Consider the following 16,545-nt stretch of genomic DNA (forward strand, 5'->3'; position numbering starts at 1 on the left):
TCGAGTGAACATCGACCGCTTCGCCCCGGTTCCCGGGCAACGCCATCACGACATGCGGATGCGGACGATCTGCGAAGATGTGGTGGCAGCATCGCGACGATCCCCCGACGTGTCGAATATGTAACGTTTGGGAGAAGGAACTTCGCAGGTGCGGGAACGTTCCCTCGTCTGGCATTGCCGGTGCCGTAAAAGGTGGGGGTTTCAACATTCATGATCGCAGAGGAGATGGTGAGATGCGCATCGCGCAGGTAGCTCCGTTGACGGAGGCTGTTCCACCCAAGCTGTATGGCGGCACCGAGCGGGTGGTGCATTGGTTGACGGAAGAGCTGGTGGCCCTGGGACATGACGTGACGCTTTTCGCCAGTGGCGACTCGCAGACATCTGCCAAGCTCGATGCATTATGGCCGCGGGCGCTACGGCTCGACGGTTCCGTGCGCGATCCCAATGCGCTGCACATGGTGCTGCTGGAGCGGGTGCGGCAGAAATGTGACGACGAGGAATTCGACTTCCTTCACTTCCACCTCGACTATTATCCCTGGTCGTTGTTCCACCGCCAGCCAACCCCGTTCGTGACCACGCTGCACGGGCGGCTCGATCTTCCCGAGCATCAGCCGGTCTTCAACACCTTCTCCAAGATGCCGGTCATCTCGATCTCCAACGCGCAGCGGCGGCCGGTGCCGCAGGCGAACTGGGTGACGACGATCCACCATGGCCTGCCGGAGAAGCTGCTGACGCCGAAGCCGGCGAAACAGGAATATCTCGCCGTGCTCGGCCGCATCGCACCCGAGAAGGGCGTCGACCGCGCCATCAAGATCGCGACCCATTGCGGCATTCCGCTCAAGATCGCGGCCAAGGTCGATCGTGCCGACCAGGATTATTACGACGAGCTGATCCGGCCGATGATCGAGAACAATCCGCTGGTGGAGTTCATCGGCGAGATCAGCGATCACGAGAAATCGGATTTCCTGAGCGGCGCGCTCGGCCTCTTGCTTCCAATCGACTGGCCGGAGCCGTTCGGCCTCGTCATGATCGAAGCCATGGCGTGCGGAACACCCGTCGTCGCCTTCAACCGCGGCTCGGTGCCGGAGATCATCGACGAGGGCCTCACCGGCTTCATCGTCGAGGATGTCATCAGCGCCGCGGGCGTGGTGAACCGGCTTTCGCAACTCGACCGCACCGCGATCCGCAAGCAGTTCGAGACGCGCTTCACCGCGCGCCGCATGGCCCTCGACTATCTCGCCGCCTATCGCAGCCTGACCGAGGCCAAGGCGCCGCGGATCAAGCTGGTGAGCAGCGCGGAGTAGGAGCTGCTCTCACCTCAAGGCACACTGTCATGCCCCGGCTCGACCGGGGCATCCAGTACGCCGCGGCGTCTCGGCTCCATCACGACCGTCTCTGGGATACTGGATCGCCCGGTCTTCGCCGGGCGATGACAGCGAGTGTGCGAAGAGAGATGACAGAAAGAACGGGGCACGAGTGCCCTATCGCTCGCTACATCCCCAATAGCCGCGGCAGCCACAGCGACAGGCCGGGCCAATAGGTCACCACCACGAGGAAGCCCAGCATCGTCAGCAGCCACGGCCACACTGCGACCGTCAGCTCGGTGATCCCCATCTTGGCGATGCCCGAGGCGACGTAGAGATTGAGGCCGACGGGCGGATGGCAGAGGCCGACCTCCATGTTGACCGTCATCAGGATGCCGAAGTGAATCGGATCGATGCCGAGCTTGACCGCGACCGGAAACAGGATCGGCGCCATGATCAGGATGATCGAGGACGGCTCCATCACGTTGCCCGCGAGCAGCAGCAGCAGGTTGACGAGCAGCAGGAAGCCGATCCACCCCAGGCCCTGGTCGATCATCCATTGTGCCAGCGCCTGCGGGACGTTCTCGTAGGTCATCAGGAACGAGAACAGCACGGCGTTGGTGATGATGTAGAGCAGCATCGCCGAGAGGTTCGCCGACGACAGCAGCACGCGCGGCACGTCGCGCAGCTTCAGATCCTTGTAGATGAACACCGCGACGATGAAGGCGTAGACCGCGCTGACGGCGGCGGCTTCAGTCGGCGTGAACAGGCCGCTGTAGATGCCGCCGATCACGATCACGATCAAGAGGATGCCCCAGATCGACTTGCGGAACGCGTCGAAGCGCTCGTACAACGTCGCCTTCGGCATCCGCGGATAATCGTTGCGCCAGGCGCGGTAGAACGTCGTCATGCCGAGCAGGGTGGCGAGCGCAAGCCCGGGCACAATGCCCGCGATGAACAGCTTGCCGACCGAGCTGTTGGTGGAGACGGCGTAGAGCACCATCGGGATCGACGGCGGAATCAGAATGCCGAGCGACCCCGACGTCGTGATCACGCCCGCGCCGAACCGTTTCGGAAAGCCTTGCGCGACCATCGCGGGCAGGATCACCGAGCCGATCGCCACCACCGTCGCCGGCGAGGAGCCGGAGATCGCGGCGAACAGCGCGCAGGCGACCACGCCCGATAGCGCGAGGCCGCCGTACCAATGGCCGACCAGCGAGGTTGCGAAGGCGATCATCCGCCGCGCCACGCCGCCATGGGTCAGGAAGTTGCCGGCGAGGATGAAGAACGGGATCGCCATGATCTCGAAATTCTCGATGCCCGTGAACAGCTTCAGCGCCACCGATTCGGTTCGCACGTCGGTCAGCGTGAACATGAAGCTGAGCACGGTGAGACCGAGCGCGATCGAGATCGGCATGCCCGTGAGCATCAGCGAGAGCAGCAGCGCGAACACGATGAGGACGCGCAGCCCTTGCGGCAGCGTGATGATGTGACCCGCATGCGCGAAGCACAGGGCGACGATCAGCACCGGCAGCAGCATCAGGATCCAGCCGAGCGGGCTGCGCTCGTCCCGCACGACCTGGGTGGGCGTGACCGGCGCCGGATGCACCGGATCCGCCTCGACACCCTCGACGCCCGCCATGTCGTGATGCGGCAACTCGCCGGTGCGGTGGAACGACCAGGCGACCTGCAGGAAGCGGAAGCACATCAGGCCGGAGCCGAGCGGGATGGTGAGATACACCATCCACATCGGCGCTTCCAAATCGTTGGACTGCTGGCCGGTCTGCCACATCTGGCTGACGAACGCGGCGCCGAAATAGGCGACGATGGCGGTGAACAGCGCGCCGCAAAGAAGGCCGAAGGTGATGACGCGCCGGCGCGAGCCGCCGGGCAGGATGTTGACCAGCACGTCGACCCCGACATGGATGCCGGTCCGGACGCCGTAGGCGGCCCCGAACTTTGCCATCCAGATGAACATGTAGATGCAGAGCTCCTGCGCCCAGGACAGATCGAGCGAGGCAAGCCAGGTGAACGCGGCGCGCGCGGGCACGGCGAGGAAGGCCAGGTTGCGGGCTTCCGCCCATTTGGCGATGTCGATCGACAGCCCGGCGCCGTAACGGTGCAGCACGGCGACGAAGATGAGCGACGTCGCAGCCGCGATCATCGTCGCGATCAGCCATTCCTCGAGATGGTCGAGAAAACGATTCAGCACACGCAGCAACTTGGTCCCCCTGGATTGGATCGTTCAAGCGCAACGGCCGGGAGCGCGATCACCCCCGACCGTTGGTAGTGTTCTTGTTAGGCCGCAGCCCGTCAGTTCATCTTGACGTCGAGTTCCTTGGCGAGGAGATCGAGCACCTCCTGCCCGACGCGCCCCTTGGCCCATTTATAAGTCGGCTGCATCGCCTCCTGCCAGGCCTTGCGGTCGGCCTCGGTGAGATAATGCAGATTGGTCTTGCCCGTCTTCTTGATCTCGGCCAGCGCGTCCTCGTTCTCCTGGCGCGCGATCGAGTTGGTGTAGTCGGTCGCCTCCGCCATCGCCTTGTCGAGCTGCGCGCGGATATCGGGCGGCAGGCCGGACCAGAATTTCGAGTTGACGATGACGGCATATTGCAGATGCGCGTGATAGGACACGGTGATGTCCTTCTGCACCTCGTAGAACTTCTGCGTCAGATAGTTCGACGCCGTGTTCTCGCAGCCGTCGACCACCCCGGTCTGCAGCGCCTGGTAGACTTCCGAGAACGCCATGATCTGCGGGATCGAGCCCATGATACGGAGATATTGGTCGGCGACCTTCGATCCGGAGATGCGGAATTTAAGCCCCTGGAAATCGGTCGGCTTCAGCAAGGGGCGGTTGCCGGAGAGCATGTGAAAGCCGTTGTCCCAGTAAGCGAGGCCGGTGACGCCCTTGGCCTCCAGCTTCTGGAACAGCCACTTGCCGACCGTGCCCTTCATCGCGTTGGAATAGGTCACGTCGTCCTTGAACAGCCAGGGCAGGTCGAGCGCCTCGAATTCCTTGATGCCGAGCGGCGCGAACTTCGCGGTCGAGGGCGCGAGCATGTGCACCGAGCCGAGCTGGAGCGCCTCGATCTCCTCCTTGTCCTTGTAGAGCGTGGAGTTCGGATAGACTTCGACCTTGACCTTGCCGTCGGTGTATTTTTCGGCGAGTTCCTTGAACTTCAGCGCGCCCTTCCCTTTCGGCGTGTCGTTGGCGACGACGTGGCTGAACTTGATGACGATCGGGCCCTGGGCTTGGGCGATGGCGGGAGCCAAGAGAGGAGCCGAGAGAGCAGCGAAGAGAACAGCCGCGGCGCCTACCGCGGCAAGCAGCTTGCGCATGAACGTACCTCCCAACAACCTCTAACCGGGTTCTTCTTGTTTTTCAGGCCAGTAGTGGCAGCAATCCGCCAGCCGAACAACTAGACCTAAGCCCAATTTGACGCAGCCAAGCTAACGTGGCGACCGCCAGATGCGCAAGCCGCTGCCCGCGCTAGTCCAACGGGACGATCGCTTATGCCGCATTGCGGCAGCGCCATCAGCCCTTGCGTTGCGCGACCATGAAGAGGCGGCGGAACGGGAACAGCGTCTGCCCCGCCGCATTCTTCGGATAGGCCTTTGCGACGCGCATGCCGTAGGCGGCTTCGAACGCGGCTTTCTCCTCGCCTTGGAGAACGTCGAGATAGCGCGTCAGCCAGGTGCCCTTGGTCCATTCCTTCACGGGGTTGTCGCCTTCGAGCACCTGCAGATATTCGGTCTCCCAGATGTCGATGTTGGCCGACATCGGCGCGAGCAGATCGTGATAGAAGGCCGGCCCTTCCACCGGGGGCGGGGTGACGAGATGCTCCACCTTGGACCGCCATGGGCCGTCGAGCGCGGTCTCGCCGATCAGCACATGCGACGGCGCGAGGAAATTGCGCGGCATCTGCACCGCGAGCATGCCTCCTGGCGTCACCTTCTCCATCAGCGACGGAAACAGTGCTGCGTGATTGGGCAGCCAATGCAGTGCGGCATTGGAATAGATCAAGTCGTACTGTCCGGCGGGACTCCAATGGCCGAGATCTTCATGTGACCATTCCACGTCAGGGGCGGCCTTGCGTCCCGCCGCGACCATCTCCGCCGAGCCCTCGACACCGGTCACGCGTGCCTCCGGCCAGCGCTCCCTGATCAATTTGGTGACGTTGCCGGCGCCGGCGCCGAGATCGGCGATCGCGCGCGGGGCAGAATCCGGTATCCGCATCAGCAGGTCGACGGCGGGCCGGAGCCGATGGCCGGAGAACTTCAGATATTGCTGCGGATCCCAGACCATCCTTCGACGCCTTTTGTTTTTCGTATGTCCTTCGCCAAGGCTTTTGTCCTTAAAAAAAGGCTCTTGTCCTTCGGCAGGCCTCTTGGTTACCACTGCTCGTCCCGCTCGGGCAATTCGCATGCCCGCGGGACAGGGCAGGAAACCAACAACAAAACACAAGCAAGACCAAGAGAGCGTGCGACCATGGATCTCGGGCTCACATCGAAAACCGCTGTCGTCACCGGCGCGAGCATCGGCATCGGCCGCGCCATCGCCAAGGGCCTCGCCGCCGAAGGCGTTCGCGTCGTCGGCGTGGCGCGCCGTACCGACCTCCTCGCCGAGCTGGTGAAAGAGGGCGGCGGCGGATTGATCATCCCGTTCGCGCAGGACGTGATGGCCAAGGACGCCGCCGAGACCATCGCGGCCTTTGCCGTGAAGGAGTTCGGCCATGTCGACATCCTCGTCAACAATGCCGGCGGCAGCCGTCCCCTGCCCGTCGATGCGCCCGACAGCAAATGGGACGAGGCGATCGCGCTCAACTTCACCAGCTACCGCCGCATCGCGCATGCACTGCTGCCGCAGATGATCGAGCGCAAATGGGGCCGCATCGTCAACATCACCGGCAAGTCGGAGCCGGAAGGCCTCAATGCCGCTTTCGCCGCCAAGGCCGCCGTGCACGCCTGGGCCAAGGGGCTGTCGCGCGAAATCGGCAAGCACGGCATCACCATCAACTGCATCCCGCCCGGCCGGATCATGAGCGAGCAGATCCGCCGCAACTACCCGCCGGATTACCGCGAGCGCTTTGCCGAGGAGGAGATCCCGGTCGGCTATTGGGGCGAGCCGGAAGATCTGGCCGCACTCGCGGTGTTCCTGGCCTCGCCGGTGGCGCGGTACATCACGGGCGCGGTGATCCCGGTCGATGGGGGACTGCGGCGCTATCAGTTCTAGGAGCGCACGCTCTTCATGCAGGTCCCAAGCATTGCTGCGCCGCGGAAGAGTTGAGGCATCGACAACGTTGATTTGCGTCAAGCGGACGGTCGAGCCGTTGCGAGATCCTCGCGCGCTATCGGCGAGCCGACACGGGAGTGCGCGCGGTGAACGGTTGGACGCGTTGGGTGCCCGGGATCAACACGCTTCGCCACTACGAAGCTGATTGGCTTCGGCATGATGTATTCGCAGGTCTCGTGCTGGCGACCATGCTGGTCCCGGTCGGAATTGCCTATGCCGTGGCGTCCGGACTGCCGGGCATCCACGGCCTCTACGCCACCATCGTCCCGCTTCTGGCCTACGCGTTGTTCGGTCCGAGCCGCATCATCGTGCTCGGACCGGACTCGGCGCTGGCAGCCGTCATCCTCGGTGTCATTGTCCCCTTGTCCGGCGGCGATCCGGTCCGCGCGGCCATGCTTGCCGCGATGATGGCGCTCGTTTCCGGAGCGGTGCTCGTTGTAGCGGGCATCGCACGGTTGGGGTTCGTGACCGAGCTGCTGTCCAAGCCGATCCGGTACGGCTACATGAACGGGATCGCGCTGACCGTTTTGATCAGCCAGCTGCCAAAGCTGCTCGGCTTCTCGATCGAAAGCGAAGGACCACTGAGAGACCTGTGGGCGATCGCCGTTGGGATCGGCGATGGCAAGATCAATTGGGCCGCATTCGCAGTCGGACTTGGCACGTTGATCGTCATCCTGCTGCTCAAGGACAACAAACGACTGCCGGGAATCCTGATCGCCGTCGTCGGAGCGACGCTTGTCGTCTCACTCCTCGACCTGGGAACCGGTTATGGTGTGAAAGTCCTGGGGCCACTCCCACAAGGGCTGCCAGCCTTCTCCATCCCCAGGATCAGCTATAGCGATCTGATCCCCGTGCTGGCCGGCGGCTGCGCCATCGCTCTGGTCTCGTTCGCCGATACCAGCGTGTTGTCGCGAACCTATGCTGCTCGCTTGGGCGACAAGGTCGATCCGAACCAGGAGATGGTGGGCCTCGGCGCCGCCAACCTGGCAACCGGCTTTTTCCAGGGCTTTCCGATCAGCAGCAGCTCCTCGCGCACGCCCGTTGCCGAAGCGGCCGGCGCCCGCACCCAACTCACATGCGTCGTCGGCGCGCTTGCGATCGCGTTCCTTCTGTTGGCTGCGCCAAACCTGTTGCAGCACCTGCCGAATGCCGCATTGGCCGCCGTGGTGATCGCAGCCGCGATCGGTCTGATCGAGATCGGTGATCTCAAACGGATCTACCGAATCCAGCGCTGGGAATTCTGGTTGACCGTGCTCTGCTTCGTCGGCGTGGCCGTGCTGGGCGCGATTCCGGGAATCGGCCTCGCCATCGCGGTGGCCATTGCCGAGTTTCTGTGGGACGGCTGGCGTCCACACTCCGCGATTCTGGGGCGGGCGCACGGCGTCAAGGGCTATCACGACATCACGAGATATCCCGATGCCCGCCTGATACCCGGACTGGTGCTGTTTCGCTGGGACGCGCCGCTGTTCTTCGCCAATGCCGAGTTCTTCAAGGAGCGTATTTTGGCCGCGGTCGAGAAATCGCCGACGCCCGTACGCTGGCTGGTCGTCGCCGCCGAACCGGTCACGAGCGTCGACGTCACCGCCTGCGATACCGTTGCCGAACTGGACAAGGCGCTCCACGCCAGGGGCATCGAACTATGCTTTGCCGAGCTCAAGGATCCCGTGAAGGACAAGCTGAAGCGATTCGGGTTGTATGCGCAGGTCGGCGAAGCCCAGTTCTTTCCGACCATCGGCTCGGCGGTCTCCAGCTATCTGGACATCAACAATGTCGAATGGGAGGACTGGGAAGATCAGGTCAAGGTCGGTTCGCAGCCCGTCGGATTGTAGAGCGAAAGCGAAACCGATCGTCGGAGCCGAGATGCCCTGCCAAAGCGGAATGGCTTTGCGTCGAAACGGTTGCCGCGGCTCTTCACCTCTCCCGCAAGCGGGAGAGGGAGTCCACCTCCGTCGACGCAGCGATCACGCCTCACGCCATCATGCACTAGCTGCGCATCCGATGGCCCCATTGCCGCCGAACCTCACGGCTTGACGTAGCTCCAGCCCTGTTCCTGCAGCTCCATGACGCGGACGACACCCGATTTGACCACCGTCGCCTGAGGAATCAGATTGATGTCCTTGCTCTCCGCCTTCCGCATATTGTCCTGGGTGTTGCCGCAGGCTTTGAAGGAGATTTCGGGATTGCTCATCGCGAGCACCTCGATGCGTGGCTTTACCGGCGAGGTATCATCGCGCAGCATATGAAGACCCGGACCAAAGGTGACGATCTCGATTGACACTGGTTCACCGAGATCGCGGTAATATTGCGCGACATTGCTCGCATTGTTGAGCGTGAGGTTCATCATCGCCGGGTCGTTGGAATTGACCTGCAATATCAGCTGATGCGGCTTTTTGGCGATCTCGGCCTTTGTCGCCTGAGCCATCGCCGCCCTGGTCGCAGGGGTTTGCTTGCCCGTGCGAGTCTGTCCCGGCTTGCTCGCCTGCGCCTGTCTACTCGGTTGCTTCGGATCGCTTACTTGATTCGTCGCGCTCGAGTGCGGATTCAACTGGTTGTCCTGCTGCGCCTGCGCGCCTGGTCCGACCAGAAGCATCATCGCCAGGCCGCCGATCGCTACCATCGCCAACTTCGGATTGATCATCTCGTGTCTCCCTTTCCCTGACCATCACCTTCCTGGTCTGGCGACGCTATGTGGCCATTTGCATGCAGCCGCCATTCTCTTGCGCACGTTCCCAAATCCGCTGAGCAGGAATTGTCCGTCTTGCACCTGACCAGTGCGGGCGAAGAGGCGCACAACGATGTGACCGTCGTCGGGTAGCGCGTTCAGCAACTTTACGACGTCGCCCCCGAAAGCGACGCCGGAGCCGAATGACGGCGACGCTGCCGCGAGTTGCGTTGGCGTGTCCGCATTCAGCCGAAAGGAGATGACGTATTCGTTGGCGCTCCGTGACAGCGCCGGTCCGGCGACCGTGACTTCGGTGCGGCCTTTGCGGCAGTGGATTGCGAGCTGCATGGCGGCTCCATCGGAGCCGCCGACAGAGGATGTTGTGGCGGTGACGATCGGCGAATAGTCGACCGGCGAGGTGGTCTCGCTGACCAGCCAGTTATCGTCCGACACCCGCCGGGCAGGCGGTGACAACTTGCGTGACGAATCTTGAAGACATTCCAGCCGGGCCGATCCGTCCATTCCCGAACAAGCCCGAAGTGCTTCCATGGAATCGCTCGTGCTTTGCGCGTAGGCAATTCCGCAGGCAACGTTGAAGACGACGGCGATCGGAGCAACGGCAGTGTTCATGGCTTCGCCTGGGCGCTGCGCGCCTGGCGATCCAGCCATTGCTGCGCTGCCTGGAAGCGGGTCAGCCCCGGGATGGTTGCGGCAAGATTGATCGACCGCCATTTCGGATCAAAGCCTGGTGCCTGCAGGCGGTCGATCCGCGAGAACAGGTAATCGACGAGACGCGCCACGCGTTGATAGCGATTCGAGCCCGGCCGCCAGTTGAACGCAACGAGTGCCGTCGGCACCGCGATGGTCGAGACCCGGTCGCCCTGCTTGATCAGATTGGGATACTCGATCGCGTCCAACGTCGCGGGCAGATAATAGTCCTCGAATCTCTTGTCGTAGTGGACCGGGAGAAACTTGAATCCGGTCTCCCAACGACCGCGTACGAAGGCGTCGACGGGCTTCGACGTGATGAACACGACGGCCGACATCTCACCCTTGCGCATCTGTTCCAGGGCAAGCTGATGCGGAATGAACGTCTTGTCGACGTCGATGCCGAGGCGGCTGAAGATCAGCGGTCCGGAATAGGCGGCTGCGGTGCCCTGGGTATTGAAGTTCACTTTCTTGCCGGCAAGGTCCTGCAGGCTCGTGATCTCCGGCCGTACGAAGATGTGCAGCTCGGACGGGAACAGATTGAGCAGGTAGGTGATGCGGCTTTGGATCTGCGGAACCTGAAGCTTGTACTCGTCGAGCGCATCGGAATTGATGATCGCGGTATCGACACCACGCAGATAGAGCAGCGCATTCAGATTGTCGGTGGCGCCCCGGGTGACGATCGGCAGCAGATGCAGCTCTGCTCCATCGTCGACGACACGGGCCATTTCTGCCGCGAGACGAATCGGCGCGCCCTCGAGCAGGCCGCCGGCGAGCCCGACGGTCCAGGCGTTCATCCGGTCCTTTTCTCTCTCCTGAGGGAGCGGCCCTCGTGCATCCGCCTTGGCGGATCTTGCGGTCTGTGCTTCCAGGCAAGCCGGTTGAAGCAGCACGGCAAGCGGCACCAGCGCGGCGAGCAGGAGCGACGAGAGCGACCTTGGCATCTTGTTCATGTCGTTCCTTTCGGAGTTCCCAAACAATCACTCGATCCAGCATGAATGCAAAGCCCGCGCTCAGTGATGCAATGCATCCAGTCGTTCCTTGGCTCCGCGGATGCCGCTCCTCTGTGCCTTCGCGTAGAGCTCTCGCGCCTTGGCCGCCTCGCCGCGCGTTCCATAGGCCCCCCAGGCGGCCAGAACCGCCGGATCATATGTCTCCGCGAGCATGAAGGTCGCCTGCGCGATGTTCTTCTCGGCAGCCAGCTCGAGGACAATCCGCGCTGCACCGATATTGCCCTGATCGAGCAACGCTCTGGCACGCGGGATCAATCGGGCCTCCACCTCGTCCTGACCCGGACTCGTCGGCGGCTCCGCTGCGGTCACGTTCTGCGCCGTCGATGGAATCGGACCGTCGTTTCTTTGCGCACCCGGGGCGCGCTCATCGGCGAGGCGCGATACCGAGGCGAGGCCTCTCTCCCTGGCTTCAGTCCTGCTCCGCTCCTGCTGCAGCGACTGCCGCAGTTCGGCGATCTCCCGGTTCGCCGCCTGTCTCTGCTGCGAGGCTGCATCGTTCGCCTCGCGCAGATGCCCGTTCAGGATTTCGATGTCGGCGCGCGTTTGCGCAAGTTTGCCCTCCAGCGCGGCAGCGTGAGCCTGGGCGTCTTCGAGGGCACGGCGTTGTTGCTCGGCGTTCGCCGTCGCCGACCGTGCCGCGTCTTCCTGTTGTGCCAGGGCTGCGTTCTTGTCGCGCTCCTGCTGCAGGGACTGCCGCAATTCCGCGATCTCGCGTCCCGCCGCTTCGCTTTGCTCCGCCGCCGCATTGTCGGCCGTGGCCGATCCGCGAGACAGGCCGGCAAGCTCGCTCGCGAGCGCCGCGGCGCGTGACTGCGCCTCGTAGCGTTCTTGCTCGGCGCTTGCCGCTAGCGCCTGCGCGGCGCTCACTCGCTTCGCCTGGACGGCGCTCTTTTCCCGCTCCTGCTGCAGAGACTGCCGCAGTTCAGCGATCTCCCACGCCGCCGCATCCCTTTGCCGCGTGGCCGCCTCGTCCGCGTCGCGCGCCTGCGCGATACGAGCCTCGATTTCGCGGCGGGTTCCGGCAAGTTCGTCCGCGAAGGCGGCGCCGCGGGCCTGCTCCTGTTGAAGAGACTGCCGCAGCTCCTCCGCGGCAATTTCCGCCGCGTGCGTGCGCTGGACCGCCACGTCAAGCTCCCTGCGCGCGCCGGCCAGCTCACCGGAGAGCGCGTCACTGCGCGGAGCGTCGGCGTCGAGCCGTTGTCGATGTCCCGCCGTGCTTGCCGAGACCGCCTGCATCAGGGGCTCGGACGTTTCGCTCTGAAGGAGCGCTAGCGATCCGGCCCCGATGTCCGGCCGCTGGTCGAGGCCGGCGGCGCTCCCGCCGTCAATGCGTGTCATTTCGAGAGTCGTTTGTGCCTTGAACGGGTCGAAAGCACCGAGCAGGGTCACCCCAATGAAGATGAGGGGGACCAGAACGACAGCCGCAACGAGCGAACTGCCCGATGTTGCCTCCTCCGGATCGACATCCTGGGTCTCACCACACCAATGGGTCGGTGAAGAGGAGATCAGCGAGCCGTCCTTTCCTACCCATCTGCCTGTCTCGAGCGACCCGTGACCGAGCTCCCCCGCCGCATCTTCTATCCGGGTGTTTTCTCGATCCCTGGGTGCATTATCGATTGATCGGCGCATGCATTACGCCTCTCTTGCGGCGCGGCGACACGTCCAAATTAAATATGATAATTAACTGAATTACATATAATTTCGATAATATTCAAGAGTCAAATTAAATATGCTCGTCGGATGCCGTTACACGGCTCATACATCGCATGGAATATAGGGCTGGCGCCCCGAATCTGCGTATCTGACCATGTTCTCGTCGCGTCTCGGCATCGAGGAGTGACCATGCGCATTGCATTGCCGTATTTGGGGATTGGCGTCTGTTTGTCCGTTGCAACCTGGTTGGCGCTGGGGCTCGTGCTCTAGCAGCGGTTTACCGCAAACGAGTTCGGAATCGACTTGGGACGGTCGCCCGAAATCACCGGTCCAACGGCGGTTTGGCCTTTGGCCTGTCCGACCGCGTTCGCCACCTCCCGCGCGTGTCGACCCACTTCGCACCTTGTGAATGAACCCGTGCGATGGTCATTAAGACTAAGGGTTTGAGCCATTCTGTTTTGTCGCCCAGGTCGGTCATTTCGTAACAGTCACAGTTTTGGGGCGCGTCATGAGTACTCGTGGTCAGTGCGACCGTATTGCGATTTTGCGTCAACGTGTTTCGTCTCTCAGCTCTCAACTGGCAGAGCTTCAGAACCTTCGCACCCGCTTGGAAAAAGCTCAGGAAAGACGAATCCGCAGACGTCCAAAGACCATTGGTACCTCGGCGACGCGGCGCCGATCTAGGCAGTAGGAGCGAGTCGACAGACTAAGCCCGCGGGCGGTGGCGATCAGACCACAACGCAAGAGCGTTGCGGGCGGTGGCTCTGGGCGTGGCCGGCGGCTTTCGCGGCGTTGGCCGGGACTTCAACAAGCGGTCCGCGACTTCGGCGCCGGGCCAGCAGTGACATCGGTTGCGCAGCAAGAGACCGCCCGAAGGCGGTCTCGCAGGCGCGAGCGAAAGGCGCTCCCTCAAAGATCAACCTGAACGGCAACGTTGGAGCGCACCCAATCCGATTGCCCTGCCTTCAGCCGCTTGGCTTGAAATTCAACGAAAGCCGGATCGGCGCCCAATGACGCCAAGGTGCGACCATAGGCTTCGACACTATCAAAGCGGGCCACGAAGGCGTAGTTCCCGATCTCGCCACCGATCACCGACCAATAGCTGACATCGGCCCCGTGTTTCCTCCAGAGTGTCGCGCCCTCTTTTGCCAGCTGTAGGACCGTCGCAAGATCGCTACCGGGTCTCGGATGCGAAACGAACTGCATAATGACTGCAGGCATATTCCCCTCCAATGATGAATGATGGCCAGACAACCCGGTTTGGTCATTTGGCCCGAGGAGAATTTCAAGCAGTGCACGCTCAAGCTTGATCTGGATCAATCCACTGTTCAAGCTCGACTGCAGTCTGCCTCCCTTGCGCTGAATTGCTGCATTGCGTGGAGATTGCCATGATGGAGCAGCGCAATCGAGTTGTTCAGGTCAGCCGCTTCGGTGATCCCGAGACACTGGAGGTTGTCGATGCTCCCCTGCCGAACGCTGGCCGGGGCGACGTGCGCGTTCGCGTGCTCGCGTCGAGCCTCAACTACACCGAGGTGCTGATCAGGCGCCACCTATACCCGCAAACGATGCGCTTCCGGCCGCCGTTCGTGATGGGCTACGACGTAGTGGGAGCAATCGATCAGCTCGGCGAAAGCGTGCGCGACTTTCAGATCGGCGACCGCGTGGCCGACATGACGGTGGTCGGATCAAACGCCGAGTATCGCACGCTTCGGGCCAACGGCCTGACCCGCGTGCCCTTGGGCGTGGACGCCGCTGAAGCGGCCGCTCTGATCTTGAGCTGGACGACCGCCTACCAGCTTCTACACCGCGCGGCCAAGGTGCAGCGAGGCCAACGTGTGCTCGTTCATGGGGCCGCCGGCGCGGTCGGCCAGGCTCTGCTCGTCCTTGGGAGACTGGCCGGTCTCGAGTTGTGGGGCACCGTACGCGGCGAGCACATGGCGCTCGTCCGAAACCTGGGGGCAGCGCCGATCGACTACCAGCATGAGGACTTCACGCGGATTCTGCCGGGCGGATTCGACGTCATTGTCGACGGCGTCGGCGAAGACGGTTATCGCCGCTCATACGCGGCGCTCAAGCCCGGCGGCCTGCTCTGTGCCATCGGCTTTTCGGCGAGTGTGCAGGCACAGCGTCGAATGCTCCCTATCGTGATGGAGATCGCGCGCCTGTACCTGTGGAGATTGTTGCCCGGCGGCAAGCGAGCCCGCTTCTACTCGGTCAATGCCATGCGGGCGCGACATCCCAGCTGGTTCAAGGAGGACCTGGAGCAACTGTTCGGGCTGCTGGCAAGTGGTGCCATTCGGCCGCGCATCGCCGAGCGGATCTCCTTCGAGCAGGTCGCCGATGCTCACCGTCGCCTCGAGGCTGGCGGTCTCGAAGGCAAGCTCGTGCTTTGCCCGGATCTCTCCTCGCGACGAAGCCAGCGCGCCGTCTGACACGGCGCGCCGGCACGGCACCCGCCTTCCGGCTTATGACGCGCCCTGGCATCAGATCACCGGTGTAAGGCCCGCGACATCGAAGCCGCGCCCGCATGCGAACCTGCTTCGGTGCAGGAAGGCTGGTGGGCTGCTCATTCGATCACCTCGTCGGCGACCAGGAGAAAGTCTCGACCAATCGACAAGCCAAGCGTCCTGGCCGTTGCAAGATTTATGACCAGCTCGAACTTGGTCGGCCGCTGTATCGGCAATTCGGCCGGCTTTGCGCCTTTGAGAATTCTGGCCAGGTAGCTGGCGGTGGCACGCGACAAGTCAGGCAGGTTGACGCCGTAGGAAACCAGGCCCCCCAGATCCACTGCCTCTCTGGCGGCGTAGATCGCCGGCAGGCGGTTCTTCTCGGCAAATGGCACAATCCGCGCGTACTGGCTGTACAGCATCGGGCTGGGAAACAGGACGAGGCCGTCGGCTTGCGCCTTGGCCAGCTCCGCGAACGCGCCTTCGAGATCGGCAGGACCGTCCGCCGGCACAAGCTGAAGCTTGGCTCCGAGAGATTGCGCGGCACTCTCGATTTCGTTCAGCATCCCCTTCATCGTGCGCTCACCGTATGCCCGGGGGTGCCACAGCACGACGACGCGCGAAAGACCGGGAACGATCACCTTGAGCAATTGAAGCCGTTTGGACAACAGCTCCGGGCCAAGAAATGTCGTCCCGGTAACATTGCCGCCCGGCCGCGCCAGGCTGGAAGCGAGCTCGTCCTCGACGGGATCGGCCATGCCGATGCCGACAATGGGAATGGTGGAAGTCGCTTTCCTGGCGGCGCGGACAGCCGGGGTGGCCAAAGCAACAATTGCGTCGACCCGTTGCGCCACGAATTCCTGCGCGAGCTCGCTGAGCTTGTCGGCATCGCCGTCGGCGAATCTGCGGTGAAATGCGACATCCTTTCCTTCGGCATAGCCGAGCTCGCGCAACGCCGGGACAAACGCATCGAGCGTCTTCAGACTTGCGTCTGATTTGTCGCCACGGCCGAGCGAAAGCATACCAATCTGGCGAAGCCTGCTCGATTGCTGAGCATGAGCTGCGAACGGCCACGTGGCAGCCACACCCCCGATGACAGTGATGAACTGGCGCCGTTTCATGGGGCCCTCAGCCAAAGCACGAAGCATCGTACAGACAAAGGGCGACGCCATGGAAGTGCAATCGGGCCGGGGAAAGCACGCTTCGGGTCCGGTGCCCAACACGATTGCCGAGCCGAAGAAGCTGCGCTTCGGCGCCTACTATGGAAGCTATGGCGGTGACTACAATGGCTGCTATGGCGGCTATCCCGGCTACGGCTACCCAGCCGCGTCATATTATGGTTACGGCGGCGAATATTGCCCGCCGACCGGCAGCTACTGGGCCTATTAACCGCATTCGCTTCTTCGGAGAATGGCTCGCCAAGTGCCGCCATTCTCCGGCCAACCAATTCAACCGGTGACGGGAA

At 62.9% G+C, this 16,545-nt stretch carries 14 protein-coding genes and 1 pseudogene; 5 read left to right on the top strand and 10 right to left on the bottom strand.

From position 1 onward, the window contains the following. Window positions 1-233 precede the first annotated feature (233 nt). Window positions 234-1,304, top strand: a complete 1,071-nt coding sequence (locus XI05_RS15090) for a glycosyltransferase family 4 protein (RefSeq protein ID WP_172783906.1) — start codon at window positions 234-236, stop codon at window positions 1,302-1,304. A gap of 187 nt (window positions 1,305-1,491) precedes the next feature. Here XI05_RS15090 and XI05_RS39535 read toward each other — a convergent pair whose 3' ends face one another. From XI05_RS39535 to XI05_RS15105, 4 genes and pseudogenes are all read right to left on the bottom strand, one after another. After that, window positions 1,492-2,772 (bottom strand): TRAP transporter large permease, encoded by a 1,281-nt coding sequence (locus XI05_RS39535; RefSeq protein ID WP_333939914.1) that lies wholly within the window; start codon window positions 2,770-2,772, stop codon window positions 1,492-1,494. Window positions 2,773-2,991: 219 nt separating this feature from the next. Continuing rightward, window positions 2,992-3,468, bottom strand: a pseudogene (locus XI05_RS39540) (TRAP transporter small permease); the annotation flags it as partial. A 149-nt stretch (window positions 3,469-3,617) separates the two neighbouring features. After that, window positions 3,618-4,643, bottom strand: coding sequence for a DctP family TRAP transporter solute-binding subunit (locus XI05_RS15100; protein ID WP_271502824.1), 1,026 nt, complete (start codon window positions 4,641-4,643; stop codon window positions 3,618-3,620). A gap of 196 nt (window positions 4,644-4,839) precedes the next feature. Next, window positions 4,840-5,610, bottom strand: a complete 771-nt coding sequence (locus XI05_RS15105) for a methyltransferase domain-containing protein (protein WP_271502826.1) — start codon at window positions 5,608-5,610, stop codon at window positions 4,840-4,842. Window positions 5,611-5,793: 183 nt separating this feature from the next. On the opposite strand from XI05_RS15105, the gene XI05_RS15110 reads away from it, so the two are divergent. Together XI05_RS15110 and XI05_RS15115 are read left to right on the top strand one after the other, a co-directional pair. Beyond that, complete coding sequence (locus tag XI05_RS15110; protein WP_271502829.1) at window positions 5,794-6,537, top strand: SDR family NAD(P)-dependent oxidoreductase; 744 nt, start codon at window positions 5,794-5,796, stop codon at window positions 6,535-6,537. A 146-nt stretch (window positions 6,538-6,683) separates the two neighbouring features. Beyond that, entirely contained in the window at window positions 6,684-8,426 is a 1,743-nt protein-coding gene (locus XI05_RS15115) for a SulP family inorganic anion transporter (protein WP_271502967.1), read from the top strand. A 191-nt stretch (window positions 8,427-8,617) separates the two neighbouring features. Here XI05_RS15115 and XI05_RS15120 read toward each other — a convergent pair whose 3' ends face one another. From XI05_RS15120 to XI05_RS15140, 5 genes are all read right to left on the bottom strand, one after another. Beyond that, window positions 8,618-9,235 carry a hypothetical protein gene (locus XI05_RS15120; RefSeq protein ID WP_271502832.1) on the bottom strand — a complete coding sequence of 206 codons (618 nt, stop codon included), beginning with the start codon at window positions 9,233-9,235 and terminating at the stop codon, window positions 8,618-8,620. A 24-nt stretch (window positions 9,236-9,259) separates the two neighbouring features. After that, the gene (locus XI05_RS15125) at window positions 9,260-9,889 is read right to left on the bottom strand and encodes a hypothetical protein (RefSeq protein WP_271502835.1); all 630 of its coding nucleotides are present in this window, start codon (window positions 9,887-9,889) and stop codon (window positions 9,260-9,262) included. Then, entirely contained in the window at window positions 9,886-10,911 is a 1,026-nt protein-coding gene (locus XI05_RS15130) for a TAXI family TRAP transporter solute-binding subunit (protein WP_442869274.1), read from the bottom strand. Before XI05_RS15130 ends, XI05_RS15125 begins: the two co-directional genes overlap by 4 nt. A 69-nt stretch (window positions 10,912-10,980) precedes the next feature. Next, entirely contained in the window at window positions 10,981-12,609 is a 1,629-nt protein-coding gene (locus tag XI05_RS15135) for a hypothetical protein (RefSeq protein ID WP_271502841.1), read from the bottom strand. Window positions 12,610-13,542: 933 nt separating this feature from the next. Beyond that, on the bottom strand, window positions 13,543-13,953 hold the full coding sequence (locus XI05_RS15140) for a hypothetical protein (RefSeq protein ID WP_271502843.1): 411 nt from the start codon (window positions 13,951-13,953) through the stop codon (window positions 13,543-13,545). Between the two features lie 68 nt (window positions 13,954-14,021). Between XI05_RS15140 and XI05_RS15145 the strand changes: the two genes are divergently transcribed. Then, entirely contained in the window at window positions 14,022-15,065 is a 1,044-nt protein-coding gene (locus XI05_RS15145) for a medium chain dehydrogenase/reductase family protein (RefSeq protein ID WP_271502847.1), read from the top strand. Between the two features lie 134 nt (window positions 15,066-15,199). Here the strand turns inward: XI05_RS15145 and XI05_RS15150 are convergent, their stop codons facing one another. Continuing rightward, entirely contained in the window at window positions 15,200-16,201 is a 1,002-nt protein-coding gene (locus XI05_RS15150; protein WP_271502850.1) for an ABC transporter substrate-binding protein, read from the bottom strand. Window positions 16,202-16,250: 49 nt separating this feature from the next. Between XI05_RS15150 and XI05_RS15155 the strand changes: the two genes are divergently transcribed. After that, the gene (locus XI05_RS15155) at window positions 16,251-16,469 is read left to right on the top strand and encodes a hypothetical protein (protein WP_271502853.1); all 219 of its coding nucleotides are present in this window, start codon (window positions 16,251-16,253) and stop codon (window positions 16,467-16,469) included. The last annotated feature ends 76 nt before the right edge of the window (window positions 16,470-16,545 follow it).

The organism is Bradyrhizobium sp. CCBAU 11357 (assembly GCF_028128865.1).
Classification (GTDB): domain Bacteria; phylum Pseudomonadota; class Alphaproteobacteria; order Rhizobiales; family Xanthobacteraceae; genus Bradyrhizobium.

What these genes read in the sequence shown, in the direction of transcription:
- XI05_RS15090 (WP_172783906.1), top strand. Translation starts at nt 234, where the DNA reads ATGCGCATCGCGCAGGTAGCTCCGTTGACGGAGGCTGTTCCACCCAAG.
- XI05_RS15100 (WP_271502824.1), bottom strand. Translation starts at nt 4,643, where the DNA reads ATGCGCAAGCTGCTTGCCGCGGTAGGCGCCGCGGCTGTTCTCTTCGCT.
- XI05_RS15105 (WP_271502826.1), bottom strand. Translation starts at nt 5,610, where the DNA reads ATGGTCTGGGATCCGCAGCAATATCTGAAGTTCTCCGGCCATCGGCTC.
- XI05_RS15110 (WP_271502829.1), top strand. Translation starts at nt 5,794, where the DNA reads ATGGATCTCGGGCTCACATCGAAAACCGCTGTCGTCACCGGCGCGAGC.
- XI05_RS15120 (WP_271502832.1), bottom strand. Translation starts at nt 9,235, where the DNA reads ATGATCAATCCGAAGTTGGCGATGGTAGCGATCGGCGGCCTGGCGATG.
- XI05_RS15125 (WP_271502835.1), bottom strand. Translation starts at nt 9,889, where the DNA reads ATGAACACTGCCGTTGCTCCGATCGCCGTCGTCTTCAACGTTGCCTGC.
- XI05_RS15130 (WP_442869274.1), bottom strand. Translation starts at nt 10,911, where the DNA reads ATGCCAAGGTCGCTCTCGTCGCTCCTGCTCGCCGCGCTGGTGCCGCTT.
- XI05_RS15135 (WP_271502841.1), bottom strand. Translation starts at nt 12,609, where the DNA reads ATGCGCCGATCAATCGATAATGCACCCAGGGATCGAGAAAACACCCGG.
- XI05_RS15145 (WP_271502847.1), top strand. Translation starts at nt 14,022, where the DNA reads ATGATGGAGCAGCGCAATCGAGTTGTTCAGGTCAGCCGCTTCGGTGAT.
- XI05_RS15150 (WP_271502850.1), bottom strand. Translation starts at nt 16,201, where the DNA reads ATGAAACGGCGCCAGTTCATCACTGTCATCGGGGGTGTGGCTGCCACG.
- XI05_RS15155 (WP_271502853.1), top strand. Translation starts at nt 16,251, where the DNA reads ATGGAAGTGCAATCGGGCCGGGGAAAGCACGCTTCGGGTCCGGTGCCC.